19 protein-coding genes are annotated in these 25,120 nt (G+C 54.0%); 9 read left to right on the top strand and 10 right to left on the bottom strand.

Annotated features, from left to right (window positions below):
* Positions 1–354: 354 nt before the first annotated feature.
* From feoA to feoC, 3 genes are read left to right on the top strand one after another with little or no spacing between them, the layout of a single operon-like run.
* A complete protein-coding gene (gene feoA / locus ACH1XZ_RS19955) occupies positions 355–582 on the top strand; it encodes a ferrous iron transporter A (RefSeq protein ID WP_052282977.1) in 228 nt (75 codons plus the stop codon).
* A 28-nt stretch (positions 583–610) separates the two neighbouring features.
* Entirely contained in the window at positions 611–2,929 is a 2,319-nt protein-coding gene (gene feoB, locus ACH1XZ_RS19950) for a Fe(2+) transporter permease subunit FeoB (RefSeq protein WP_395596875.1), read from the top strand.
* Positions 2,930–2,937: 8 nt separating this feature from the next.
* Positions 2,938–3,174, top strand: a complete 237-nt coding sequence (gene feoC / locus ACH1XZ_RS19945; RefSeq protein ID WP_395596874.1) for a [Fe-S]-dependent transcriptional repressor FeoC — start codon at positions 2,938–2,940, stop codon at positions 3,172–3,174.
* 48 nt (positions 3,175–3,222) lie between these two features.
* Here the strand turns inward: feoC and ACH1XZ_RS19940 are convergent, their stop codons facing one another.
* Positions 3,223–3,492, bottom strand: coding sequence for a YdgH/BhsA/McbA-like domain containing protein (locus ACH1XZ_RS19940; RefSeq protein ID WP_395596873.1), 270 nt, complete (start codon positions 3,490–3,492; stop codon positions 3,223–3,225).
* A gap of 113 nt (positions 3,493–3,605) precedes the next feature.
* Positions 3,606–4,382, bottom strand: coding sequence for a pimeloyl-ACP methyl ester esterase BioH (gene bioH / locus ACH1XZ_RS19935; RefSeq protein ID WP_395596872.1), 777 nt, complete (start codon positions 4,380–4,382; stop codon positions 3,606–3,608).
* A gap of 38 nt (positions 4,383–4,420) precedes the next feature.
* On the opposite strand from bioH, the gene gntX reads away from it, so the two are divergent.
* The 3 genes from gntX to gntT all read left to right on the top strand — a co-directional run bounded on the left by gntX (position 4,421) and on the right by gntT (position 7,467).
* Positions 4,421–5,095 (top strand): DNA utilization protein GntX, encoded by a 675-nt coding sequence (gntX, locus tag ACH1XZ_RS19930; RefSeq protein WP_395596871.1) that lies wholly within the window; start codon positions 4,421–4,423, stop codon positions 5,093–5,095.
* A 58-nt stretch (positions 5,096–5,153) separates the two neighbouring features.
* Complete coding sequence (nfuA, locus tag ACH1XZ_RS19925; protein ID WP_035892128.1) at positions 5,154–5,729, top strand: Fe-S biogenesis protein NfuA; 576 nt, start codon at positions 5,154–5,156, stop codon at positions 5,727–5,729.
* A 421-nt stretch (positions 5,730–6,150) separates the two neighbouring features.
* A complete protein-coding gene (gene gntT, locus ACH1XZ_RS19920) occupies positions 6,151–7,467 on the top strand; it encodes a gluconate transporter (RefSeq protein ID WP_035892130.1) in 1,317 nt (438 codons plus the stop codon).
* A 149-nt stretch (positions 7,468–7,616) separates the two neighbouring features.
* On the opposite strand, the gene malQ is transcribed toward gntT, so the two are convergent.
* Both malQ and malP read right to left on the bottom strand, forming a co-directional pair.
* On the bottom strand, positions 7,617–9,701 hold the full coding sequence (gene malQ, locus ACH1XZ_RS19915) for a 4-alpha-glucanotransferase (protein WP_395596870.1): 2,085 nt from the start codon (positions 9,699–9,701) through the stop codon (positions 7,617–7,619).
* A 9-nt stretch (positions 9,702–9,710) separates the two neighbouring features.
* Positions 9,711–12,101 (bottom strand): maltodextrin phosphorylase, encoded by a 2,391-nt coding sequence (malP, locus tag ACH1XZ_RS19910; protein ID WP_395596869.1) that lies wholly within the window; start codon positions 12,099–12,101, stop codon positions 9,711–9,713.
* Between the two features lie 620 nt (positions 12,102–12,721).
* Between malP and malT the strand changes: the two genes are divergently transcribed.
* Entirely contained in the window at positions 12,722–15,427 is a 2,706-nt protein-coding gene (malT, locus tag ACH1XZ_RS19905; RefSeq protein WP_395596868.1) for an HTH-type transcriptional regulator MalT, read from the top strand.
* A gap of 220 nt (positions 15,428–15,647) precedes the next feature.
* A complete protein-coding gene (locus tag ACH1XZ_RS19900) occupies positions 15,648–17,015 on the top strand; it encodes a glycoside-pentoside-hexuronide (GPH):cation symporter (RefSeq protein ID WP_395596867.1) in 1,368 nt (455 codons plus the stop codon).
* A 48-nt stretch (positions 17,016–17,063) separates the two neighbouring features.
* Here ACH1XZ_RS19900 and ACH1XZ_RS19895 read toward each other — a convergent pair whose 3' ends face one another.
* The 3 genes from ACH1XZ_RS19895 to glpE all read right to left on the bottom strand — a co-directional run bounded on the left by ACH1XZ_RS19895 (position 17,064) and on the right by glpE (position 19,127).
* Positions 17,064–17,822, bottom strand: coding sequence for a DeoR/GlpR family transcriptional regulator (locus tag ACH1XZ_RS19895; RefSeq protein WP_035892137.1), 759 nt, complete (start codon positions 17,820–17,822; stop codon positions 17,064–17,066).
* Between the two features lie 17 nt (positions 17,823–17,839).
* Positions 17,840–18,670: a rhomboid family intramembrane serine protease GlpG gene (gene glpG / locus ACH1XZ_RS19890; RefSeq protein WP_395596866.1), complete on the bottom strand. Its 831-nt coding sequence runs from the start codon at positions 18,668–18,670 to the stop codon at positions 17,840–17,842.
* A gap of 127 nt (positions 18,671–18,797) precedes the next feature.
* Positions 18,798–19,127, bottom strand: a complete 330-nt coding sequence (gene glpE, locus ACH1XZ_RS19885) for a thiosulfate sulfurtransferase GlpE (protein WP_395596865.1) — start codon at positions 19,125–19,127, stop codon at positions 18,798–18,800.
* Between the two features lie 201 nt (positions 19,128–19,328).
* Here glpE and glpD point away from each other — a divergent pair, with 201 nt between their 5' ends.
* Positions 19,329–20,837, top strand: a complete 1,509-nt coding sequence (gene glpD / locus ACH1XZ_RS19880; protein ID WP_395596864.1) for a glycerol-3-phosphate dehydrogenase — start codon at positions 19,329–19,331, stop codon at positions 20,835–20,837.
* Positions 20,838–21,112: 275 nt separating this feature from the next.
* Here the strand turns inward: glpD and ACH1XZ_RS19875 are convergent, their stop codons facing one another.
* The 3 genes from ACH1XZ_RS19875 to glgP form a co-directional block, all read right to left on the bottom strand.
* Positions 21,113–21,574 (bottom strand): DUF943 family protein, encoded by a 462-nt coding sequence (locus ACH1XZ_RS19875; protein ID WP_395596863.1) that lies wholly within the window; start codon positions 21,572–21,574, stop codon positions 21,113–21,115.
* On the bottom strand, positions 21,574–22,425 hold the full coding sequence (locus ACH1XZ_RS19870; RefSeq protein WP_395596862.1) for a YPO3983 family protein: 852 nt from the start codon (positions 22,423–22,425) through the stop codon (positions 21,574–21,576). The genes ACH1XZ_RS19875 and ACH1XZ_RS19870 overlap by 1 nt, the downstream gene beginning before the upstream one ends.
* Before the next feature lie 244 nt (positions 22,426–22,669).
* Positions 22,670–25,117 carry a glycogen phosphorylase gene (gene glgP / locus ACH1XZ_RS19865; protein ID WP_395596861.1) on the bottom strand — a complete coding sequence of 816 codons (2,448 nt, stop codon included), beginning with the start codon at positions 25,115–25,117 and terminating at the stop codon, positions 22,670–22,672.
* Positions 25,118–25,120: the final 3 nt, after the last annotated feature.

The following is a 25,120-nucleotide window of genomic DNA, read 5'->3' as shown; positions in this document are numbered from 1 at the left end:
CGCCCGGGCTACCGCAATATATCTCACCCTATCGTTCGTTCTTTATAGGCTTTTAATAATAAGCCTCATCATGTTTTATTTTATTAACCAATGAAACTTTAATTAAACATTAAGCGAAGAAAGTAATATTTAATTCATTCATAGCTACAATACGTTGCTTGCGTCATATCAAAAAAAGTGCAAATTCCGCTCGAATTTCTCGCCGATCGCATAATATGTATTGATGATAAAAACCATTCTCATTATCATCATATTCAGTAAGCTTTATTCCTTTATTCTGTGACGATGCCCCAGTTGCCGCCAGGCAGCGCGCGGGTTCCCTCTCGTTCAGCTAGCGATATATAAGTAGGTTCTATGCAATTTACACCTGATACTGCGTGGAAGATTGTCGGTTTCTCCCGCGAAATTAGCCCAGCCTATCGTCAGAAACTGCTGTCACTGGGTATGCTGCCGGGATCGTCATTTAATGTGGTTCGCGTTGCGCCACTCGGCGACCCTATTCATATTGAAACCCGTCGCGTTAGCCTGGTATTGCGTAAAAAAGATCTCGCGCTTATTGAATTAGAAGCCGTCGCGCAATAACCCCAGCCCGGTACTAAGAGTCTGAAATATGAAAAAATTAACCATTGGTTTAATTGGTAATCCTAATTCCGGCAAGACAACCTTATTTAACCAGCTTACCGGCGCGCGCCAGCGCGTGGGCAACTGGGCCGGGGTTACGGTTGAGCGTAAAGAAGGCGCGTTCGCCACCACCGATCACCAGGTCACCCTCGTCGACCTGCCTGGCACCTACTCGCTGACCACCATTTCATCGCAAACCTCGCTGGATGAGCAGATCGCCTGCCACTATATTCTGAGTGGCGACGCCGACCTGCTGATTAACGTGGTCGATGCCTCCAACCTGGAACGTAACCTCTACCTGACGCTACAGCTGCTTGAACTGGGCATTCCGTGCGTGGTCGCGTTGAACATGCTCGACATTGCCGAGAAACAGCAAATCCGTATCGACGTAGATGCGCTCTCGGCGCGCCTCGGCTGTCCGGTTGTGCCGCTGGTCTCTACCCGCGCCCGCGGAATCGAAGCACTGAAAATGGCCATTGACCGCCATCAGGGCAACCAACCGATTGAGCTGGTGCACTACCCGCAGCCGCTGCTACGCGAAGCCGATAAACTGGCGAAAGAGATGGCGCAGGAGATCCCTGAACGCCAGCGCCACTGGCTGGGCATGCAGATGCTCGAAGGCGATATCTATAGCAGTGCCTACGCTGGCGATGCTGCGCACAAGCTGGACGTCTCCCTGGCGCATCTGAGAGAAGAGATGGACGACCCGGCGCTGCATATCGCCGACGCTCGCTACCAAAGCATCGCCGCGATTTGCGACGCCGTCAGCAATACCCTGACCGCTGAGCCAAGCCGCTTCACCGCCGCGCTGGACAAAATCGTCCTCAACCGCGTGTTGGGTCTGCCGATTTTCCTGTTCGTCATGTACCTGATGTTCTTACTCGCTATCAACATCGGTGGCGCGCTGCAGCCGATCTTTGACGGCGGTTCCGTCGCTATCTTTATTCACGGCATTCAGTGGATTGGCTACCAGCTTCACTTCCCGGACTGGCTGACCGTTTTCCTGGCGCAGGGTATCGGTGGCGGTATCAACACCGTGCTGCCGCTCGTGCCGCAAATCGGCATGATGTACCTGTTCCTCTCCTTCCTTGAAGACTCCGGATACATGGCGCGCGCCGCGTTCGTCATGGACCGCCTGATGCAGTCTCTGGGTCTGCCGGGTAAATCCTTTGTGCCGCTGATCGTCGGCTTCGGCTGTAACGTACCGTCGGTGATGGGCGCACGTACACTGGACGCCCCGCGTGAGCGTCTGATGACCATCATGATGGCGCCGTTTATGTCCTGCGGCGCGCGTCTGGCTATCTTCGCCGTCTTCGCCGCCGCCTTCTTCGGCCAGGGCGGCGCGCTGGTGGTCTTCTCCCTGTACGTGCTGGGGATCGTTATCGCTATCCTGACCGGCCTGATGCTCAAATACACCATTATGCGCGGTGAAGCGTCACCGTTTGTGATGGAGCTGCCGGTGTACCACGTACCGCATATTAAGAGCCTGATTATCCAGACCTGGCAGCGCCTTAAAGGCTTCGTACTTCGTGCCGGTAAAGTTATCGTTATCGTCAGTATCTTCCTGAGCGCGCTGAACAGTTTCTCCTTCAGCGGCAAAATCGTCGACAACATCAATGACTCCGCGCTGGCCTCCGTCAGCCGGGCGATCACCCCGGTGTTTAAACCGATTGGCGTGCATGACGATAACTGGCAGGCCACCGTGGGTCTGTTTACCGGGGCGATGGCGAAAGAAGTGGTGGTCGGTACGCTGAACACCCTCTACACCGCCGAAAACATCCAGAACGAAGAGTTTAATCCGCAGGAATTTAGCCTCGGTGAAGAGCTGCTGGCTGCGGCTGATGAAACCTGGCAGGGCCTGAAAGACACCTTCAGCCTGAGCGTACTGGCCAACCCAATCGAAGCCAGCAAGGGCGACGGTGAGATGGAAACCGGGGCGATGGGCGTGATGAGCAGTAAATTCGGCAGCGCGGCGGCCGCCTACAGCTACCTGATTTTCGTTCTGCTCTATATTCCGTGCATCTCGGTAATGGGAGCCATTGCCCGTGAGTCGAGCCGTGGCTGGATGTCCTTCTCCATTCTGTGGGGCCTGAATATCGCCTACTCGCTTTCTACGTTGTACTACCAGACGGTAAGCTTCAGCCAGCACCCACGCTACAGCCTGGTATGCATCCTGGCAGTGATTCTGTTCAACGTCGTGGTGATTGGTCTGCTGCGCCGTGCCCGTAGCCGGGTGGATGTCTCCCTGCTGGCCACGCGTAAAACCCCGACATCCTGCTGCTCTAGCCCAGCAGGCGATTGTCACTAGGAGTCAACATGGCATCATTGATTGAAGTACGCGATATGCTGGCATTGCAGGGACGCATGGAAGCCTCACAGCTCAGCGCCCAACTGCATACGCCGCAGGCGCTGATCGATGCCATGCTGAACCGCCTGGAAGCCATGGGGAAAGTCATGAAAATTGACGAAGAACCTGATGGATGTCTGACCGGCAGTTGTAAAAGCTGCCCGGAAGGAAAAGCCTGCCTACGTCAGTGGTGGGCGCTGCGTTAAGACGGTCCCCCCGACGCTGCAACCAGCGTCGGGGATCAACACGAAAGATTATTTGTAGACGTCCGCGTTACCGTGAACGGTTTTCTCGTTTTTCTCACCGGCGATGATAACGTAGTACTTCCCGCCCATTTCATCGGCTTTTTTCGACAGATCCTGCTTGGCATCCATTGGCGACGTCGTACGCGAGGTGGTGATGTTGCCGATTTTCGTCAGGTTCATCTTAGCCACGTCATCTTTCTGAATCTCCTTAGCAGCAAACGCACCAAACGACAGGGAGCCAATCACCAGAGATGCAACAATACCTGTAACAAATTTCATAGCCTCTACTCTCCTTAAGGTTGTTATTTGCGCTGCGCGGTGAGCAGGATAATCACCTACGGCAACAGCTTAAGTATTGCTATGAATTCCACTTTTACCATCTCAGAGCAGAATTAATTCTTAATCCGCGCTTTCAATGCCACCAGCGGTTCGCAAAACGCCTGCGGATGCGAGATAAACGGTGCATGAGCCGCTTTATCAAAAATAAGCGATTCACTCTGCGGCCACAGGGTATCCAGTATGGGCACAATTTTGCGCGGCACCAAGCCATCGAGCCTGCCGTAAAGACGCAGGAACGGCATCGTCAGCCCGGCTAACGGCTGGCGTAGGTCTGCCGTTTTCAGGATCTCCAGCCCGCCGTTCAGGACCTCTGGCGACGGCATAGGCAACGACAGCACCGCCTGCTTCAGCGCACGAGCATCCTGACGCGCGCTTTCGGTTCCCATCGTTTGCAACGCCAGGAAACGCTCAACGGTACGTTGGAAATCCTCGCTAAGCTGCTGCTGGAATCCACTTAGTACCTCGGGTTTAATGCCGGGCCAATCCTCATGCGCACTAAAGCAGGGCGATGAAGCCACGGTGACCAGCGCGGAGACCCGTTCAGGATGCTGCAATGCCACCTGGCTTGCCACCAGCCCGCCCAGACTCCAGCCAAGCCAGATAGCCTGTTCAGGGGCTTTTTCCAGCACATGCGCGGCCATTTCGGCAAGCGATAACGCCCCAAAACCTTCGCTGCGACCGTAGCCCGGTAGGTCGACCAGATGCAGCGTAAAATGCGCGCCTAATTCCGCCGTGATGCAATCCCAGACCTGGGCATTCAGCCCCCATCCGTGCAGCAGCACAAGATGACAATTTCCTTCGCCCGTGGTTTGCCACCAGATGTCGTTCATCAGCTATCGTTCTCGTTTTATCAGTTCAGGAGGCGATTATGCTAACAGTCCACGGCTCGTGCTGGCTATGCAAAATGCCGCTGGCGCTACCAGCGTGGGGTATCTGCTCCCGCTGCACCCGCGCGGTCACGCTCCACATTTGTCTCTGCCCACAGTGCGGTTTACCTTCGGCTGACAGCAACGTCCCCTGCGGGCGCTGCCTGCAAAAACCACCGCCCTGGCAACGCCTGATCGCGATTAACGACTATCAACCTCCGCTCAGCACGTTGATTCATCACTTCAAATTTAGCGGCCAACCAGAGCTGGCTCCTGTACTGGCGCGCCTGCTGCTGCTGGCTGTGCGGCAAAACGCCACGCGGCCTATGCCGCAACAGCTTATCAGCGTGCCGCTGTGGCAGCGCCGTCACTGGCGGCGGGGGTATAACCAGAGCGAGCTACTCTGCCAGGCGCTGGCAAAATGGCTGCCTTGTGAATTCAACTCGCGAGCGCTCACCCGTACCCGCCCGACAGCCACGCAGCATCAGCTCAACGCACGGCTGCGCAAGCAGAACCTGAAAAATGCGTTCCAGCTTGAATTACCGGTTCAAGGTCGCCATATGGTTGTTGTGGATGATGTGGTCACTACGGGCAGCACCGTTGCCGAGATTTCCCGGCTTCTTTTGCGAAATGGCGCGGCGAGCGTTCAGGTATGGTGTCTGTGTCGCACCTTGTAGACCCCCATCGATGGGCGTATTATAACCAACTAAAGTAGTCAACTATTAGGTCAAAGCTATGATCCGTATTTCCGATACTGCGCAAGCGCACTTTGCCAAACTTCTGCAAAATCAGGAAGAAGGGACACAAATCCGTGTATTTGTGATTAACCCTGGTACGCCTAACGCAGAATGCGGCGTTTCTTATTGCCCGCCGGATGCGGTGGAAGCAAGTGATACTGCCCTGAAATTTGAACAGCTCACCGCCTATGTCGACGAGCTGAGCGCTCCGTATCTGGAAGATGCGGAAATTGATTTCGTCACCGATCAGTTGGGTTCTCAGCTGACCCTGAAAGCGCCAAACGCGAAAATGCGTAAAGTGTCCGACGACGCCCCGCTGATGGAGCGCGTTGAATACATGCTGCAGTCGCAGGTTAACCCTCAGTTGGCTGGCCACGGTGGCCGCGTGTCGCTGATGGAAATCACCGACGACGGCTACGCCATTCTGCAATTCGGCGGCGGCTGTAACGGTTGTTCAATGATTGATGTCACCCTGAAAGACGGTATCGAAAAGCAGCTGCTGGCCGAATTCCCGGAACTGAAAGGCGTGCGCGATCTGACCGAGCACCAGCGCGGCGAGCACTCTTACTACTAAGTTAGCTTTGTGCTCGTCCCGGCGGCGCTTCGCTTGGCCGGGCTACAAACGAGCGCGATTCTCACTGGCAGCCCGGGCGAGGCGTTTACGTCGACCCCGGGGAAATCTCCGTTCTACCCATGTTACCGTGCAACATTCCTCGCAAATTTCCGCTCGAAGCAGTGCAATAACCCTACCAATAATTTGACTACCGTCGCAGATTTCACATTTCCATGCATGGGGTTATTCTCAACCTCTACATGTTACCCGTATCATCGCAACACACACCACCGCGTTAAATAAATAGCCAGCTATTCTTTGCTGAGTCATACAACATCAAGGTGGCGTGGAGAAGTCAGTACCTATTCCCTCTGTAGGGGCAATTGGACATTGTCGCAACACCAGTGACGTTACCCATAACAAATTAAAGGCTGGATAAATTATGCCATTAATCATCGTAGCTATCGGGGTTATCCTCTTATTACTGCTGATGATCCGTTTCAAAATGAACGGGTTTATCGCTCTGGTTCTGGTGGCTCTGGCCGTCGGATTAATGCAGGGTATGCCCCTGGACAAAGTTATCGTCTCCATCAAAAACGGCGTCGGCGGCACCCTCGGCAGCCTGGCGCTGATTATGGGCTTCGGCGCCATGCTCGGTAAGATGCTGGCAGACTGCGGCGGCGCGCAGCGTATCGCCACTACCCTTATCGACAAATTTGGTCGTAAGCACATTCAGTGGGCCGTCGTACTGACTGGCTTCACCGTCGGCTTCGCGCTGTTCTATGAAGTGGGCTTCGTGCTGCTGCTGCCGCTGGTGTTCACCATCGCCGCAAACGCGCGTATTCCGCTGCTGTACGTGGGTGTGCCAATGGCCGCTGCGCTCTCCGTAACCCACGGCTTCCTGCCGCCGCACCCGGGCCCAACTGCTATCGCCACCATCTTCCACGCGGATATGGGTAAAACCCTGCTGTACGGTACGCTGCTGGCTATCCCGACCGTTATCCTGGCGGGCCCGGTCTACGCGCGCTGCCTGAAAAGCATCGACAAACCCATCCCGGAAGGTCTGCACAACCCGAAAACCTTCACCGATGCAGAGATGCCATCCTTCGGCGTGAGCGTCTGGACCTCTTTGGTGCCGGTCATCCTGATGGCGCTGCGCGCTATCGCTGAGATGGTGCTGCCAAAAGGCCACGCCCTGCTGCCTGCCGCTGAATTCTTCGGCGACCCGGTAATGGCGACCCTGATTGCGGTGCTGATTGCTATCTTCACCTTCGGCCTGAACCGTGGCCGTTCAATGGATGACATCAATGACACGCTGATCTCCTCCATTAAAATTATCGCCATGATGCTGCTGATCATCGGCGGTGGCGGTGCCTTTAAGCAGGTACTGGTCGACTCCGGCGTTGATAAGTACATCGCGTCTATCATGCACGAGTCCAACGTTTCTCCGCTGTTTATGGCCTGGTCTATTGCCGCCGTACTGCGTATTGCGCTGGGTTCAGCCACCGTTGCAGCCATCACCGCTGGCGGTATCGCCGCGCCACTGATTGCCACCACCGGGGTTAGCCCTGAGCTGATGGTTATCGCCGTCGGTTCTGGCTCCGTTATCTTCTCTCACGTGAACGATCCAGGTTTCTGGCTGTTCAAAGAGTACTTCAACCTGACTATCGGCGAGACCATCAAGTCCTGGTCGATGCTGGAAACCATTATCTCGGTTTGCGGTCTGGTGGGTTGTTTGCTGCTGGGGATGGTGGTGTAACACCACGAACTCTCGATACAAAAATGCCGGGCTTGCCCCGGCATTTTTATTGGTAGGCCTGAAAAGCGTAGCGCCATCAGGCAATGACGGCGCACACCGCCGGATGGCGGCGTTGCCTTATCCGGCCTACAACTCATTGCTCGGCCGGGTTACTTCTTCTTACTCGCCGCCTTCCGGCGCTTGTCCAAATCTTTAATCAGCTTGTTCACCCCATCATCGGCAAACATCGCTTCCAGCGACGTGGTGAGCTTGCGCCGCCAGTTCGGGTATTCGGAGCTGGTACCGGGGATGTTGACCGGGCTGGACATCTGCAGCCAGTCTTCCGGCTGAAGCCCCAGCAGCGCGCTGTTGCTGTCCGCAATATAGCGCTGCATCCCGCGACTCAGCGTTGCCGTCATCGCCATCAGTGACGCCTTATGCCCCGCACGTTTCGGCAGCGTGCCGTACTTGTGCAATGCGTCCAGCAGCCCCTGCTTCGCCAGTTCACGATCCTGGTACAGCCCGCGCAGTACGTCAGCGTCAGGGTAAAGCCCAAGCTGATTGCCGAGCGTCAGGTCGCCGCTTTCCCAATAACCCCGCAGCGTTGGCAGGTCGTGGGTGGTTGCCACGGCCATCGACTGCTCCGGATAGGCTTTTGGTGCGCGGAAATTCTTCTCGCTGTCGTTTTCGAAATAGAGCACCTTGTACGAGTAAACCCCGCTCTTACGCAGTTTACCCACAATCTCCACCGGCACGGTGCCGAGGTCTTCACCAATCACCATACAACGATGACGTTTACTCTCCAGCGCCAGAATCGACAGCAATGCATCGACCGGATACTGCACGTAAGCGCCGTGATCGGCGGTTTCACCGTACGGGATCCACCACAAACGCAGCACCGACATCACGTGGTCGATACGCAGCGCGCCGCAGTTCTTCATGTTAGCGCGCAGCAGTTCAATAAACGGCTCATAGGCGCGTGCGGCGATGATATGCGGATCCATCGGCGGCAGGCCCCAGTTCTGTCCCAGCGGGCCGAGGATATCCGGCGGCGCGCCTACGGAGGCTTTAAGGCAATACAGCTCGCGGTCGCACCAGGTTTCCGCGCCACCTTCAGCCACACCCACCGCCAGGTCGCGGTAGAGGCCAATCGGCATGGCACCGCGCTGGCTGGTCTCCCAGCAGTCGGCAAACTGGGTATAGGCTAGCCACTGTAGCCACAGGTAGAAATCCACGTCGTCGGCGTGCTTTTTGCAGAACGCCTGCACTTCCGGGCTTTCAATCGTCTGATACGCCTTCGGCCAGGCCGGCCAGCCCCAGCGGAGTTTATCTTCTTTCACCTGATGGGCGTGCAGCGCGTCATACGCCGCCTGCCAGTAGAGGCTCTCCCCTTCTTTATCGACAAAGTAGCGGAAGGTCGCCATCTGCTCATCGTGACGTTTGGCAAAGCGTTTCCACGCCATACGCAGCGCCGTCATTTTCAGCTCGGTCACCGCGGTGTAGTCCACCTGCTCCACGTCGCGTGCCGCTTGCAGCTTTTTCTGGGTTGCCGGCAGCGTCCACCACGCCTGCGCCTCTTCGCTCAGCGCGAAGTCTTCCACGGCGTTCACGTCGATATAGATAACGTTCATCCAGCGGCGTGAAGACGGGCTGTACGGGCTGGCGCTTTCCGGGTTGGCCGGATAGAGCGCATGAATCGGGTTGAGGCCGATAAACGACCCGCCGCGCTTCGCCACTTCTGGCAGCATCGCCTTCAGGTCGCCGAAGTCGCCGATACCCCAGTTCTTCTCCGAACGCAGGGTATAGAGCTGCACGCAGGCACCCCACAGCTTTTTCGCCTCTTTCAGCGGCTGCGGTTCGTAGCAGCGCTCAGGAGCAATAATCGTCCGGCAGTGCCAGCGCTGATCGCCCTGGGTCAAGGTTAACGAGTGATACCCTTCCGGTAGCCGGGTTGGCAGGCTGAGCGTTTTACCGCCCGTCGCCTGGCCGTGATACTGCTTGCCTTCTTCGGTGGTGAGGATCCAGCTAAACTCGCCCTTCCCCTCCACCGCCAGCGTCATCTTCTTACCATACGTCCAGACCATCACGTTGGGTATCGGCGTGGCCGCCACATCCGCGGCGGCGATATGATGCATTGCGTCAAGCAAACGCCGTTTGGTGTCGGCACCAATAGACTGCGGCTTGCCGTGGGCATTGATGTAATTTGGGCTAATACCCGCCGCTAGCGCGGCATTATCGAGGCGTTTGCTCTCCATGGCCTGTCCTTAGCGTTTTGCCTGCCAGATACGTTTCTGATAATCGCGGATAGAACGGTCAGAGCTGAACATGCCGCAGCGAGCGGTGTTCAGGATTGCCGCACGGGTCCACGCTTCCTGGTCGCGGTAGAGCACATCCACCTGTTTCTGCGCTTCAACATAAGCCGCAAAGTCTGCCATCACCAGGTACGGGTCACCGCCCTGCTTACCGATGCTGTGCAGCATCTGGTCGAAAGCGTGCTTGTCGCCGTCGCTGTATTTGCCGCTTTCCAGCTCTTTGAGCACCGCGTCCAGCAGCTTGTCGGCTTTACGCCATTTCAGCGGATCGTAGCCTTTGGCTTTGAGTGCTTTCACCTGCTCGACGGTATGGCCGAAGATGAAGATGTTCTCAGAGCCCACCTGCTCAGCGATCTCCACGTTCGCACCGTCCAGCGTCCCCACGGTCAGCGCGCCGTTGAGCGCCAGCTTCATGTTGCCGGTACCGGAGGCTTCTTTACCCGCCGTAGAAATCTGTTCAGAGACATCCGCAGCCGGGATCAGCATCTCCGCCGCGGATACACAGTAATCCGGCAGGAAGACCACTTTCAGCTTATCACCCACTTTCGGGTCGTTGTTGACCGCTTCAGCCACCTTGTTGATAGCAAAGATAATATTCTTCGCCAGATAGTAACCCGGTGCCGCCTTCGCCCCGAACAGGAACACGCGCGGTACGCGGTCAGCCTCTGGGTTTTCGCGAATTTCTTTGTACAGCGCTAGAATGTGCAGCAGGTTCAGGTGCTGACGTTTGTACTCGTGCAGACGTTTGATTTGGATATCAAAAATGGCGTTGCTGAAGATCTCAATGCCGGTGCGCGCTTTGACAAACTTCACCAGACGCTCTTTGTTCGCCAGCTTAATGTCGCGGTACTGCTTACGGAACTTCGCATCGTCCGCGTATTTTTCCAGATTGATCAGTTGATCGAGGTCGTTCGCCCACTCTTTTTTCAGCGATTTATCCAGCAGTGCGGCAAGGGCCGGGTTGCACTGTTTGATCCAGCGACGCGGCGTGATGCCGTTAGTCACGTTATGGAAACGGGTCGGCCACAGCTGGTGATATTCCGGGAACAGGTCTTTCACCACCAGGTCAGAGTGCAGCGCCGCAACGCCGTTAACCGCAAAGCCGCTTACCACGCACATGTTCGCCATGCGAACCTGCTTGTTGTGCACCACGGCAAGTTTCGCCCAGACGGCTTCATCGCCCGGCCAGGTTGCATCAACCCGCTTCTTAAAGCGGTCGTTAATCGTTTTGATAATCTGCATATGACGCGGCAGCAGCGCTTTCACCAGCTTCTCATCCCAGCACTCCAGCGCTTCTGGCATCAGGGTGTGGTTGGTGTAGGCGAAGGTTTTGCTGGTAATGGCCCAGGCATCGTCCCAGCTCATCTGGTGCTCATCAATCAGCACGCGCAGCAGCTCAGGAATGGCGATGGTTGGGTGCGTATCGTTAAGCTGGATAACTTCAAAGTCAGCCAGCTCATGCAGCTTACGGCCCGCCAGATGGTGACGACGCAGAATGTCAGCCACGGAGCAGGCGCACTGGAAGTACTGCTGCATCAGGCGCAGCTTTTTACCCGCAGTGTGGTTGTCGTTCGGGTAGAGCACTTTGGTCAGCTTTTCGGCGTCGATGCCCTGCTGCTCTGCGCGCAGGAAATCACCGTCGTTGAATTTGGTCAGGTTAAACGGATGCGCGTGCTTGGCCTGCCACAGACGCAGCGGTTGTGCTACGCCGTTACGGTAGCCCAGCACCGGCAGATCCCAGGCTTCACCGGTGATGGTGAACGCCGGCTGCCATTCCCCTTTGACAACTTTACCGCCAATGCCCACCTGTACATCCAGCGCCGCATTGTGACGGAACCACGGGTAGCTGCCGCGCTGCCAGTCGTCCGGTGCTTCCATCTGATGACCATCGTCGAAGGACTGGCGGAACAGACCGTACTGATAATTCAGACCATAGCCGGTCGCCGACTGGCCAACGGTCGCCATCGAGTCAAGGAAGCAGGCTGCCAGACGGCCCAGACCACCGTTACCCAGCGCCGGGTCAGTCTCTTCTTCCAGCAGGTCAGTCAGGTTGATGTTGTAGGCTTTCAGCGCCTCGCAAACCCCTTCGTACCAGCCGAGGTTAAGCAGGTTGTTGCCGGTCAGGCGGCCAATCAGGAACTCCATTGAGATGTAGTTCACGTGGCGCTGATCTTTTGCCGGTTCCGCTACCGGCTGCGCAGAGAGCTGTTCTGCCAGCGCGCCGCTCACAGCCTGCCACCACTGGTGGGATGTCATTTCGGTGGCGGCCTGTAAGCCAAATCGCTGCCACTGACGCGTCAGGGCAGCCTGGAATGAATCGTGATTGAAAGTAGGCTGTGACATAGCGAATTCGAATCCTTTTACATAGACATTGGCGTTAGTGTGCCTGGCTGAATGAGGGACTTCCTCCTCCCGTCCAGGATTAGACAGGGAGGAGTCGCAGGGATGAGCGAAAAGTGTGATCGCCGCCACTATAACGTTAGCCGTTAACGGTAATCTCGCTCAACTTTCATACAGCAAGGAGCATCCTTGTTCAGAAGGTCAGTGTCGCGGATCGCGTCGAAGATATCTTCGGGCCGAGTCATAAAATGAAATGGCGTTTTGCGATAAATATGTAAATAAGGAAATGATTTCATCACTAAATAAGCAACAAATTAATACGTATTATTTCTACGGAAATTTACGTGAAGTGAAACTTTTTTAACGCTATTTATTTAAGATCTTGCTCAAACATTATTTCATCCGTAACTACAACGAGTTATGTAACCCAAGGTTTACGCACCCTGAGCGGCATTCTACGAGGATGGCATTAAATAGAAAAAATTGTGACATATAGCAAATTAGAAGACATCAAATCAGGACATAACTTGCAATACATAGTCATTTGACCGACCTTTGTATGGATTAATTACGAAGCGCAAAAAAAATCTCGTTTTCCAATCCTCACAGTGAAGTGATTAGCTATGTTGATTCCGTCAAAACTCAGTCGACCCGTCCGTCTCGATCACACCGTGGTTCGCGACAGGCTGTTGGCGAAACTTTCCGGCGCGAACAATTATCGTCTGGCGCTGATTACCAGTCCGGCTGGCTATGGAAAGACAACGCTTATTTCACAATGGGCTGCAGGGATGAGCGACCTGGGCTGGTACTCCCTCGATGAAGGCGATAACCAGCAGGAACGTTTTGCCAGTTACCTCATTGCCGCTATCCAGCAGGCAACCGGAGGACACTGCGAGGCCAGCGAAAATATGGTGCAAAAGCGCCAGTACGCTAGCCTGAGCTCCCTATTCTCTCAGCTATTCATTGAATTAAGCGAATGGCAGCGCCCGCTATACCTGGTCATTGATGACTACCACCTGATAACGAACCCTGTCATCCACGACGCAATGCGCTTTTTCCTGCGCCATCAGCCAGAAAATCTGACACTGGTGGTGCTGTCGCGTAACCTGCCGCAGTTGGGTATCGCCAACCTGCGCGTGCGTGACCAACTGCTGGAGATTGGCAGCCAACAGCTGTCGTTTACCCATGCAGAAACCAAACAGTTCTTCGACTGCCGCTTAGCCGCGCCGATTGAGGCCGCAGAAAGCAGCCGTCTGTGCGATGACGTTGCCGGTTGGGCCACCGCGCTTCAACTGATTGCGCTCTCCGCACGTCAGCGCAACAACGCCACACAGCACTCCGCGCGTCGTCTGGCGGGCATTAACGCCAGCCACCTGTCCGATTATCTGGTGGATGAAGTGCTGGATAACGTTGACCCTGAGACCCGCAACTTCCTGCTGAAAAGCTCGCTGCTACGTTCAATGAACGACGCGCTGATCGCCCGGGTAACCGGTGAAGAGAATGGTCAAATGCGTCTGGAAGAAATTGAGCGTCAGGGGCTGTTTGTGCAGCGCATGGATAATTCCGGCGAGTGGTTCAGCTACCACCCGCTGTTTTGTAGCTTCCTGCGCCAACGCTGCCAGTGGGAACTGGCCACCGAGCTGCCGGATATTCATCGCGCAGCGGCGGAAAGCTGGATGGCGCAAGGCTTCCCAAGCGAGGCCATTCATCACGCACTGGCAGCGGGCGACCCAACCATGCTGCGCGATATTTTGCTCAACCACGCCTGGGGTCTGTTCCACCATAGCGAACTGGCCCTGCTGGAAGAGTCACTCTCGGCCCTGCCGTGGGAAAGCCTGCTGGAGAACCCGCGCCTGGTGCTGCTGCAAGCCTGGCTGATGCAGAGCCAACACCGCTACAGCGAAGTGAACACCCTGCTGGCGCGCGCCGAGCAGGAGATGACCTTCGAAATGGACACCTCTTTGCACGGCGATTTCAACGCCCTGCGCGCCCAGGTGGCGATTAACGACGGTGACCAGGACGAAGCGGAACGCCTGTCTACGGTCGCGCTCGAGGAGCTGCCGCTGGCGAACTTCTATAGCCGCATCGTTGCCACCTCGGTACACGGTGAGGTACTGCACTGCAAAGGGCTGCTGAGCCAGTCTATTGCCGTGATGCAGCAAACCGAACAGATGGCGCGCCGCCATGATATCTGGCATTACGCGCTGTGGAGTCTTATCCAGCAAAGCGAAATCCTGTTTGCTCAGGGCTTCCTGCAGGCCGCCTGGGAGTGCCAGGAAAAAGGCTTCCAACTGATCCACGAGCAGCATCTTGAACAGCTACCGATGCACGAATTCCTGCTGCGCATCCGCGCGCAGCTGCTGTGGGCTTGGGCGCGTCTTGATGAAGCCGAAACCGCCGCACGCACCGGTATTGAAGTATTGAGCGGCTTCCAGCCGCAGCAGCAGCTCCAGTGCCTGACGCTACAGGTACAGTGCTCGCTGGCGCGCGGCGATCTGGATAACGCCCGCAACCGCCTGAACCGCCTTGAAAACCTGCTCGGTAACGGCGCGTACCACAGCGATTGGGTCTCCAACGCCGATAAAGTGCGGGTCATTTACTGGCAGATGGTTGGCGACAAAAAAGCGGCGGCCAACTGGCTGCGCCATACGCCAAAGCCGGAGTTTGCCAATAACCACTTCCTGCAAGGCCAGTGGCGTAACATCGCCCGTGCGCAGATCCTGCTTGGCGAGTTCGACTCCGCCGAGATGGTGCTGGAGGAGTTAAACGAAAACGCACGCGCGCTGCGCTTAATGAGCGATCTCAACCGTAACCTGCTGCTGCTCAACCAACTGCACTGGCAGGCGGGTAACAAGAATGAAGCCCAGCGCGTACTGCTGGAAGCGTTGCAGCTTGCTAACCGCACCGGGTTTATCAGTCACTTCGTTATTGAAGGTGAAGCGATGGCGCAGCAGCTGCGTCAGTTAATTCAGCTCAATACGCTGCCGGAGCTCGACCAGCACCGCGCTCAGCGCATTCTGCGTGAGATTAACCAGCACCACCGCCACAAGTTTGCCCACTTCGATGAAAGCTTCGTCGAGCGCCTGTTGAATCACCCGGAAGTGCCGGAGCTTATCCGCACCAGCCCGCTCACCCAGCGTGAGTGGCAGGTTCTGGGGCTTATCTACTCGGGCTACAGCAACGAGCAGATTGCCGGCGAACTGGACGTCGCAGCAACCACCATCAAAACGCATATCCGTAACCTCTATCAGAAGCTCGGCGTGGCGCACCGTCAGGACGCGGTACTGCACGCGCAGAACCTGCTGAAGATGATGGGCTACGGCGTGTAATTTGTGCCTGATGGCGCTACGCCATCAGGCCTACATACGTTGTAGGCCGAATAAGGCGTAGCCGCCATCCGGCGTGGCACGCATCAAATAGCAAAGAGATAGCTGCGTCACATTAGAGAATTAACATAAGCCCAAAGTGAAAAATTAGAATACTCAGGCTGAGAGTCACCTTTTATAAATAGTGTCGTATGTTGGCACGTAATAATAAAAAGGTGACCCTATGTCGGCATTAACCGAAAAAGTCAGCAATAAAGAGAAGTTTGGATTTGGCCTGGGCGATGCTGCTAGCCATATCGTATTCGACTCTTCTGTTGCTATTCTTGCTTATTTCTATACGAACATCTATGGATTACCCCCGGCGGTAATGGGGACGTTATTTTTAGTTGTCAGGGTATTGGACGCCATTACCGACCCGATTATGGGCGCAATTGCTGACCAAACCAAAAGTCGCTGGGGCCGTTTCCGCCCTTGGTTGCTGATTATTTGCGTTCCGTTTGCCGTGAGCTGCGTGCTGGTATATTCCACACCAAACTTCGAACAAACCGGGAAAATAGTCTACGCCGTCGTCGCCTATATATTTATGACGCTGATGTATACGGCAATCAATATCCCTTACTGCTCGCTGGGCGCGGCTATTACCGCAGACCCACGAGAAAACCTCTCCCTGCAATCCTGGCGCTTTGCCGTTGCGCCAATTGGCGGCGCAATGGGTACCGCGCTGATCCTGCCGCTGGCAGACCTGATTGCTCCCGGCGACAGAGCCAGCGGCATGCAATGGGCGATGGGGATTTTCGGCGTTATCGGCTGCATCATGTTCCTGATCTGCTTTATGACCACCCGCGAGCGTATTACGCCAGTAAAAGAAGAGAACCTGAACATTCTGCGCGATGTACGCATTCTAATGAAAAACGATCAGTGGTGTGTTCTGTCGGTATATAATCTGGCGATGCTCTGCGGCGTGGTGGTGCGCGGTGGGCTGCTGGTTTATTTCGTACAATATATTCTGCATCAGGGCAGCAGCGTTATTTCCATCTTTATGCTGGCGACAACCATTGCCGCCGTCATTGGTAGCCTGATGGCAAAATATATTGGCTCGTGGATGTGTAAAATTCGCGCTTCGGTGTGGATAAACGTGCTCAGCGCTTTATTCGGCTTACTATTCCTGGTTCTGCCTACCGAATATTGGATGCCAGCGTTTATCGTTCACGTTGTCCTTAATATCCTTCAGGGTATTAACGCTCCGTTGCAGTGGTCCATGATTACCGATGCAAATAACTATGGCGAATGGAAAACCCAGCGCCGTATTACCGGTATGAATGTGGCAGCCAATATCTTTATTATCAAACTGGGCGTCGCCATCGGCGGTGCGCTGACCGGCTGGGGCCTGGCGTTCTATGGCTATCAGGCGGGAGTTGAGCAGCAATCAGCGGAAGCTATCCGCGGGGTATTAATCCTGTTTACGGTACTGCCGGCCATCTTCTACCTGATTACCGCCATTTCCATCCGCTATTATCGCCTGACGGAAGATCGCATGAACCATATCGTCACCGATCTCAGCGAAGGTAAATTCCAGCAGCAGATGTCTTAAACCCGTAGCCCGGACGAGGCGCACAGCGCCGACTCCGGGCCATATAATTCAGCACAGCTCAAGCTGCACATCATTTTCCGCAATCACCTGCATCACGCCCGGCGGCGGCAGAACGTCGGTAAAGACCGCATCCACCAGGCTGATGCTGCCCATGTTCACCATCGCATTACGACCAAATTTTGAATGGTCGACGACCAGAATCACATGGCGGGAGTTGTCGATAATCGCACGCTTGGTGCGCACCTCGTGGTAGTCAAACTCCAGCAGCGAACCATCGCTGTCGATGCCGCTAATCCCCAGAATGCCGAAATCCAGACGGAACTGGGAGATAAAGTCGAGCGTCGCTTCCCCGATAATCCCACCGTCCCGGCTGCGCAGTTCACCGCCGGCCAGGATAATGCGGAAATCTTCTTTCACCATCAGCGTGTTAGCCACGTTCAGGTTGTTGGTCACAATGCGCAGATCGCTGTGATTGAGCAGCGCGTGAGCCACCGCTTCCGGCGTGGTGCCAATATCGATAAACAGCGCGGAGCCGTTCGGGATCTGGCTTGCCACCTTCTGGGCAATGCGCTCTTTTTCTAACGCCAGGGTCGCCTTACGGTCATGCCAGGAGGCGTTCACCGAGCTGGACGGCAGCGCCGCGCCACCGTGGTGACGCAGGATTTTTTTCTGATCCGCAAGGTCATTCAAATCACGACGAATAGTCTGGGGGCTGACGGAAAAATGCTCCACCAGCTCTTCGGTACTCACATATCCCTGAAGTTTTACCAGCTCGATTATCGCGTCATGACGTTGTGTTTGTTTCATGATGAATCCCTGGAAAATTATGCTCGCTTGCGCACATTAATCGTATCGACGAAGGCCATAGCCAGGCCAATCACCAGCCCGGTGACGTGCGCGCCGTTCGCAATAGACATCCCAAAAACGTTAAACCATCCAGCCACCAGCCAGATGAGTGAAAACATAATCAGCCCGCGCGGCAGGAAAATACCGCTCTGCGGGTCGCGCTCGCCGCGCAGCCAGGCATAGCCCATTAAGGCATACACTACGCCGGAGAGGCCACCAAACCACGGGCCGCTGAACTGGTGCTGAATAAAGCCGCTCAGCAAGGCGCTGATCACGGTAATCACCACCAGTTTGCCGCTGCCAATGCGCTTTTCAACCGCGCCGCCGAGGTACCACCACCATAGCAGGTTGAAGAGGATATGGACGAATGAGAAATGCATTAACGCGTGGGTAAAGTAGCGCCAGAGTTCAAATTTCAGCGAATCGTCGTACGGCCAGGCGAGCCAGAGCATCACCGGCTGATCGCCCACCACGCTCATCAGGATAAACACCAGAATACAGGCGGCCATAATGGTCATCGTCACCGGACCCGCTCCCGCCTTTAGCGCGGCCAGGAAAGGGAAACGACGATAGTGCAGACCGCTGTTGGTCTGCCCGGATTGCCAGCTTGCCGCCAGGTAGCGCGGGTCAGCCGGATTCGCCAGAAAACGTTCCAACTCTTCGCGCACGCGCGTTTCCTGCGATTCATCGGAAAGCCAGACATCGCTTCGCGCATGCTGCTGGATAGTCAGAATAACGCCCTGCGTTGCCATATAGTCAACAAAAGCCTGGGCAACACGAGGGTTGGTAAAAGAGGTGATCATCAACATCAGCAGGTCGCTTCTATTCCACACAAAAGGGGACAGTATATACCCAAACCCTTACGGATGCGTTGCAGCGGCGTGCAAAGGCCGCCCGACGGAAGGCGGCATCTGGAAGGGAAAAACGAGCGCCGTCTTAGAAACCGGCGTGAACCACTTCAGCAGGGAAGTGACGATGCCAGGCATCAAAGCCACCGTCAACGCTGTAAACCTGGTCGTAGCCCTGTTGCAGCAGGTACTGCGCCGCACCTTTACTGCTGTTGCCGTGATAGCACATCACCATCACCGGGGTTTCAAAATCGTTATCGCGCATAAACGCGCCAAGCGTGTCGTTGGTCAGATGGAATGCGCCTGGAGTGTGACCCATGGCAAAGCTCTGCGGGTCGCGAATATCCACCAGCACCGCATTATTCTGCTGAAGCTTCTGGTGCGCCTGTTCTACGTTAATACATTCAAACTGATCCATGGTGCTCTCTTATCGTTATGGCAGGTGTCTTGCTGACGACATTTTACCGCCAAGTGTACGTCTTCACGGTACGTAAACGCCAATATGTTATGCACATCACTCTAAAATGTTTTTTCTATGTTACCAAAAGCGCGTTTACTTGCTATTATGAGCGATAACGAACATTAGTGAGCTATAACGAAAGTCCCAGAGGTAGCAATAATGGAAACCAAAGATCTGATTGTGATAGGTGGCGGCATTAACGGCGCAGGCATTGCGGCAGATGCAGCAGGACGCGGGTTATCCGTACTGATGCTGGAAGCCAGAGACCTGGCTTGCGCCACCTCCAGCGCGAGCTCAAAACTGATCCACGGCGGTCTACGCTACCTTGAACACTACGAATTTCGCCTGGTGAGCGAAGCGCTGGCCGAGCGTGAAGTGCTGCTGAAAATGGCCCCGCATATCGCTATCCCGATGCGCTTCCGCCTGCCCCACCGCCCGCATCTGCGCCCGGCATGGATGATCCGTACCGGTCTGTTTATGTACGATCATCTGGGCAAACGGACCAGTCTACCAGCCTCTACCGGTTTGCGTTTTGGCGCAGAATCCGTGCTGAAGCCGGAAATCGTGCGCGGTTTCGAATATTCCGACTGCTGGGTCGACGATGCGCGCCTGGTGCTCGCCAACGCGCAGATGGTGGTCAAGAAAGGCGGTGAAGTCCGTACCCGCACCCGCGCTATCTCGGCAAAACGTGAAAACGGCCTGTGGATCGTCGAAGCGGAAGATATCGACAGCGGAGAGAAATTCCGCTGGCAGGCTCGTGGCCTGGTGAACGCTACCGGTCCATGGGTGAAACAGTTCTTTGACGACGGGATGCACCTGCCATCGCCGTACGGTATCCGCCTGATTAAAGGCAGCCATATCGTGGTGCCGCGCGTGCACACCCAGAAGCAAGCGTACATTCTGCAAAACGAAGATAAGCGTATCGTCTTTGTGATCCCGTGGATGGATGAATTCTCGATAATCGGCACCACCGACGTGGAGTACCAGGGCGATCCGAAAAACGTTGAGATCGACGAAAGCGAAATTAGCTATCTGCTGAAGGTCTACAACGGCCACTTCAAAAAGCAGCTCGCCCGTGAAGATATCGTCTGGACCTACTCCGGCGTGCGCCCGCTGTGCGATGACGAGTCCGATTCGCCGCAGGCCATCACCCGCGATTACACGCTGGATATTCACGATGACCACGGTAAAGCCCCGCTGTTGTCTGTCTTTGGCGGTAAGCTCACCACCTATCGTAAGCTCGCCGAACACGCGCTGGAGAAACTGGCGCCGTACTACAGCGGCATTGGCCCTGCGTGGACCAAAGGTGCCGTGCTGCCCGGCGGTGAGATTGGCAACGACCGCGATGACTACGCGGCGAAGCTGCGCCGCCGCTATCCGTTCATTACCGAATCGCTGGCCCGCCACTTTGCCCGTACCTACGGCAGCAACAGTGAACTGATTATTGGCGAAGCGAAGGATATTGCCGGACTGGGTGAAGATTTCGGCCATGAGTTTTACGAAGCTGAGCTGCGCTACCTGGTTGAACACGAGTGGGTGCGTCGCCTCGACGATGCTATCTGGCGTCGGACCAAACAGGGGATGTGGCTGAACGCCGAGCAGCAGTCGCGCATCAGCGAATGGTTGGTGAAAACGCTGGGAAAGCCTGAGATGTCGCTGGCGTCGTAAGTTTGTTTTATTTTATTGTGCAAGCCGGGGCGATAAATCCACATACATGCGATACTGCAAGGTTAACATCAAACGGGGAAGGCATTTTTCCCCGTTTGTAACACCACGTCGATACTCTGCGTCCCTTAATAGACAAATGATCAAATTTTCCCTCGCCCGCAGATTTTTGCGTAGCACGCTGACTTTTAATCAAATATTCTCTTCATGCACTTATTTCCACTAGTGTGCTACGAAATTTTATTAAATAAATTTCGTAGCATACTACTATTAGTGATTTATTTTTTCAGCATAGACTCATCTTGAGTTACCTTATATTTTGTCGCATCAACACCGACTTCATAACCATCAATCTTTCCTTGAGAAAATTTAACTCGCAGCAGAATATTTTTCTCTATACAGTTTTTTGGGGTCGGCATATCACGGAAACAGTATGGATCACCGGTTGTTATATCATAAGAGGCGTAAAATCCGTCACCATAATCCCAAATATCAATACTACTTAAGAATATTGGGTCAATGTTATATTTCCTGAAAATATTATATTTGTTATCAACAAACCAATTCATCCTACCTTTATCTGTTACAGGAAAACCGTTTACAACAATATCGTTATGGCCATAATTATTTTTACCCACATAAACTATAGACACTATTCTCAGACTCCATAAAAACCATCCCACCATAACGATAAACACCAGGAATAAAAAGATATTTCTTAAACTCCATTTAATAGTCATTAACGTTCCTTTAATTCTTGAGTCGAACTAAAATTAGTAAAAAAAGGTTTAAACCCATAATCCTTATGTCGTTGCAGAAAAAACCATATACGGAAAAATCTGAACGTTCTATAAAATGAATTAGAAACATCAGTTTTATCTAATCCAAAGTGATCTTGAGCTTTGAAATAAATAGAAGCATCCCAGCCTGTTCTATTTTTCCTAAAAGAAATAATTTTTATTTCCTGAGCATAAATATCATGAACTGAAATACCTAAACCGTTCGTACGATCTTCTCCTTTGTCAAATATGGTTAACTTTCTTCTGTTGATCTCTATTTCTATATTAGAAAAAAGAGTGTCATAAGTACTAAATGAAGAGGTTTTCCCAAACATTCTATTTAATGCGATTTTTATTCCCTCAAGAGGATTCTGATATCTATCAGCATAGATACGTTCAGAATAAGCCTTATCCAATGTTGAACTAGTAAAATCACGACCATCACCATATCTAAAATGGTCAATAAGCTCCATAACAAGTTCAGTATATTTATAATTATAAAATAGTTTGGCAAGTTCTTTCATTTCTTCGAACAATATATCAACACACTCTTGTTTAGATATTCTTTCACCTGAGGCATCAGAATAATTAAGCGGAGAAAACGAGGGATGGAAGGATGAATAATTATTGTTGAACTTAATTAAATTATAAGGTTCTACTTTTGAAGAAATATCAATCACACCTAGTGAAATTAATGCTTGCTTATCCATGTCACCATAATGCATGTCATCTGTATTTTTGTCATTAAATGGATGTTTAGTTCGAAAAACGACAGAAGGCAGTCTCATAAATAATAATTGTTCCTGGTTCATATTCACTCCATTGATAAATAAAAACATTTAATAAACAATATCTATTCCCTATTTACGAGATAATGCTATCTATCATTGAGTGACAATTATGCTCGATATGTCAAAAAATCGTTTAATACCGCACTATTTTCTCCTGTCTGTTAATAACAGCACTTCTTTTTTGGTTCATCTCTGCAATTTAAGAATTTCATCATAAAAAAACGGAGCCATTTCTGGCTCCGTGCAATTTACTGAACGCGTGGTGCTACAGCCTCACCGGCTCAATGTGCCAGATATTGTCCGCATATTCCTGAATCGTGCGGTCAGATGAGAAGTAGCCCATGTTGGCGATGTTGCGCATCGCTTTATTGGTCCACTCTTCCGGCTCACGGTACAGGTCATCAACTTTATCCTGGCAGTCTACGTAGCTGCGGAAATCCGCCAGCACCTGGTAGTGGTCGCCAAAGTTAATCAGCGAATCCACCAGGTCACGGTAGCGTCCCGGTTCGCTCGGGCTGAAGACGCCGCTGCCGATTTGCGTCAGCACCTGGTGCAACTCTTCATCCTGCTCGTAGTAGTCGCGCGGGCTGTAGCCCTTACGACGCAGCGCTTCCACCTCTTCGGCGGTGTTACCGAAGATAAAGAAGTTATCTGCCCCGACGTGCTCCTGCATCTCAACGTTGGCCCCGTCCAGCGTACCAATCGTCAACGCCCCGTTGAGCGCGAACTTCATGTTACTGGTGCCGGATGCCTCGGTGCCCGCTAGCGAGATCTGCTCGGAGAGATCCGCCGCTGGGATGATCATCTGCGCCAGGCTCACGCTGTAGTTCGGGATAAAGACCACCTTCAGCTTGTCGCCAATCTGCGGATCGTTGTTGATCACATTCGCCACATCGTTGATCAAGTGAATGATGTGCTTCGCCATGTAGTAGGCGGAAGCCGCTTTCCCGGCGAAGATGTTCACACGCGGTACCCACTTCGCATCCGGGTCGGCCTTGATGCGGTTGTAGCGGGTGATCACGTGCAGCACGTTCATCAACTGGCGTTTGTACTCGTGAATACGCTTAATCTGCACGTCGAACAGCGCGTGCGGGTTCACCACCACGTTCAGGTTCTGGGCGATAAAGACCGCAAGTCGCTTTTTGTTCTCAAGCTTGGCGTGATGCACCGCCTGATTCACCTTCGGATAGTCAATATGCTGTTCTAACTCTTTCAACTGGCTCAGATCAGAACGCCAGGTCTGGCCGATATTTTCATCCAGCACGTCGGAGAGCGCCGGGTTCGCCAGCGCCAGCCAGCGGCGCGGGGTCACGCCGTTGGTCACGTTGGTAAAGCGCATCGGGAAGATGGCGGCGAAGTCGGCGAACAGTGACTGCACCATCAGGTTCGAGTGCAGCTCGGAAACGCCGTTGACCTTCTTGCTCACCACCACCGCCAGCCACGCCATACGCACGCGGCGACCGTTGGACTCATCGATAATCGACGTGCGGCTCAGCAGCCCGGTATCGTTCGGGTACTGCTCCTGCAGCGTTTTCAGGAAGTAATCGTTAATCTCGAAGATAATCTGCAGGTGACGCGGCAGAATCTTGCCGAGCATATCGACCGGCCAGGTTTCCAGCGCCTCGCTCATCAGCGTGTGGTTGGTGTATGAGAAGACCTGACAGGTGACGGTAAACGCCTCATCCCAACTAAACTTATGCTCGTCAATCAGCAGGCGCATCAGCTCAGGAATCGACAGCACCGGGTGGGTGTCGTTGAGGTGAATAGCAATTTTATCCGCCAGGTTGTCATAGGTTTTATGCAACATGTAGTGGCGGCTTAAAATATCCTGCACCGTGGCCGACACCAGGAAGTACTCCTGACGCAGACGCAGTTCGCGACCAGAGTAAGTCGAGTCATCCGGGTAGAGCACGCGGGATACGTTCTCGGAGTGGTTTTTATCTTCCACCGCCGCGAAATAGTCACCCTGGTTAAACTTACCGAGGTTGATTTCGCTACTGGCCTGGGCGTTCCACAAGCGCAGCGTGTTGGTCGCGTCAGTATCGTAGCCTGGAATTATCTGGTCGTAAGCTACCGCCAGAATCTCTTCGGTTTCCAGCCAGTGGCTGGTTTTGCCTTCCATCTGCACGCGGCCGCCGAAGCGAACCTTATAGCGCGTGTTGTGGCGCGGGAACTCCCACGGGTTACCGTATTCCAGCCAGTAGTCCGGCGACTCTTTCTGACGACCGTCGACGATGTTCTGCTTGAACATGCCGTAGTCGTAGCGAATGCCGTAGCCGCGGCCCGGCAGCGCCAGGGTTGCCAATGAGTCGAGGAAGCAGGCTGCCAGACGACCTAAGCCGCCGTTGCCAAGCCCTGGGTCATTCTCTTCGTCGATCAGTTCTTCCAGATCTAACCCCATTCCTTCCAGCGCGTTTTTCACGTCGTCATACAGACCTAACGATAACAGCGCATTGGAAAGCGTGCGGCCTATCAAAAACTCCATCGACAGGTAGTAAACCTGGCGAGTTTCCTGGGAAAGCTGCGCGCGGTTAGAGCGCAGCCAGCGTTCAACCAGGCGATCGCGCACGGCAAACAGCGTGGCGTTCAGCCATTCGTGTTTATTGGCGATAGCCGGATCTTTCCCGATGGTAAACATCAGCTTATAGGCAATAGAGTGCTTCAGTGCCTCAACGCTGAGTGTCGGTGATGCATACGAAAAAGGTGCATTCATAAC

Source organism: Kluyvera chengduensis (assembly GCF_044197065.1).
GTDB lineage: Bacteria > Pseudomonadota > Gammaproteobacteria > Enterobacterales > Enterobacteriaceae > Kluyvera > Kluyvera ascorbata_C.
Note: the sequence above shows the minus strand (reverse complement) of the source record. Positions and strands in the feature narration are given on the sequence as shown.

Coding starts and splice junctions, on each gene's coding strand:
- feoA (WP_052282977.1), top strand. CDS start 355: ATGCAATTTACACCTGATACTGCGTGGAAGATTGTCGGTTTCTCCCGC.
- feoB (WP_395596875.1), top strand. CDS start 611: ATGAAAAAATTAACCATTGGTTTAATTGGTAATCCTAATTCCGGCAAG.
- feoC (WP_395596874.1), top strand. CDS start 2,938: ATGGCATCATTGATTGAAGTACGCGATATGCTGGCATTGCAGGGACGC.
- ACH1XZ_RS19940 (WP_395596873.1), bottom strand. CDS start 3,492: ATGAAATTTGTTACAGGTATTGTTGCATCTCTGGTGATTGGCTCCCTG.
- bioH (WP_395596872.1), bottom strand. CDS start 4,382: ATGAACGACATCTGGTGGCAAACCACGGGCGAAGGAAATTGTCATCTT.
- gntX (WP_395596871.1), top strand. CDS start 4,421: ATGCTAACAGTCCACGGCTCGTGCTGGCTATGCAAAATGCCGCTGGCG.
- nfuA (WP_035892128.1), top strand. CDS start 5,154: ATGATCCGTATTTCCGATACTGCGCAAGCGCACTTTGCCAAACTTCTG.
- gntT (WP_035892130.1), top strand. CDS start 6,151: ATGCCATTAATCATCGTAGCTATCGGGGTTATCCTCTTATTACTGCTG.
- malQ (WP_395596870.1), bottom strand. CDS start 9,701: ATGGAGAGCAAACGCCTCGATAATGCCGCGCTAGCGGCGGGTATTAGC.
- malP (WP_395596869.1), bottom strand. CDS start 12,101: ATGTCACAGCCTACTTTCAATCACGATTCATTCCAGGCTGCCCTGACG.
- malT (WP_395596868.1), top strand. CDS start 12,722: ATGTTGATTCCGTCAAAACTCAGTCGACCCGTCCGTCTCGATCACACC.
- ACH1XZ_RS19900 (WP_395596867.1), top strand. CDS start 15,648: ATGTCGGCATTAACCGAAAAAGTCAGCAATAAAGAGAAGTTTGGATTT.
- ACH1XZ_RS19895 (WP_035892137.1), bottom strand. CDS start 17,822: ATGAAACAAACACAACGTCATGACGCGATAATCGAGCTGGTAAAACTT.
- glpG (WP_395596866.1), bottom strand. CDS start 18,670: ATGTTGATGATCACCTCTTTTACCAACCCTCGTGTTGCCCAGGCTTTT.
- glpE (WP_395596865.1), bottom strand. CDS start 19,127: ATGGATCAGTTTGAATGTATTAACGTAGAACAGGCGCACCAGAAGCTT.
- glpD (WP_395596864.1), top strand. CDS start 19,329: ATGGAAACCAAAGATCTGATTGTGATAGGTGGCGGCATTAACGGCGCA.
- ACH1XZ_RS19875 (WP_395596863.1), bottom strand. CDS start 21,574: ATGACTATTAAATGGAGTTTAAGAAATATCTTTTTATTCCTGGTGTTT.
- ACH1XZ_RS19870 (WP_395596862.1), bottom strand. CDS start 22,425: ATGAACCAGGAACAATTATTATTTATGAGACTGCCTTCTGTCGTTTTT.
- glgP (WP_395596861.1), bottom strand. CDS start 25,117: ATGAATGCACCTTTTTCGTATGCATCACCGACACTCAGCGTTGAGGCA.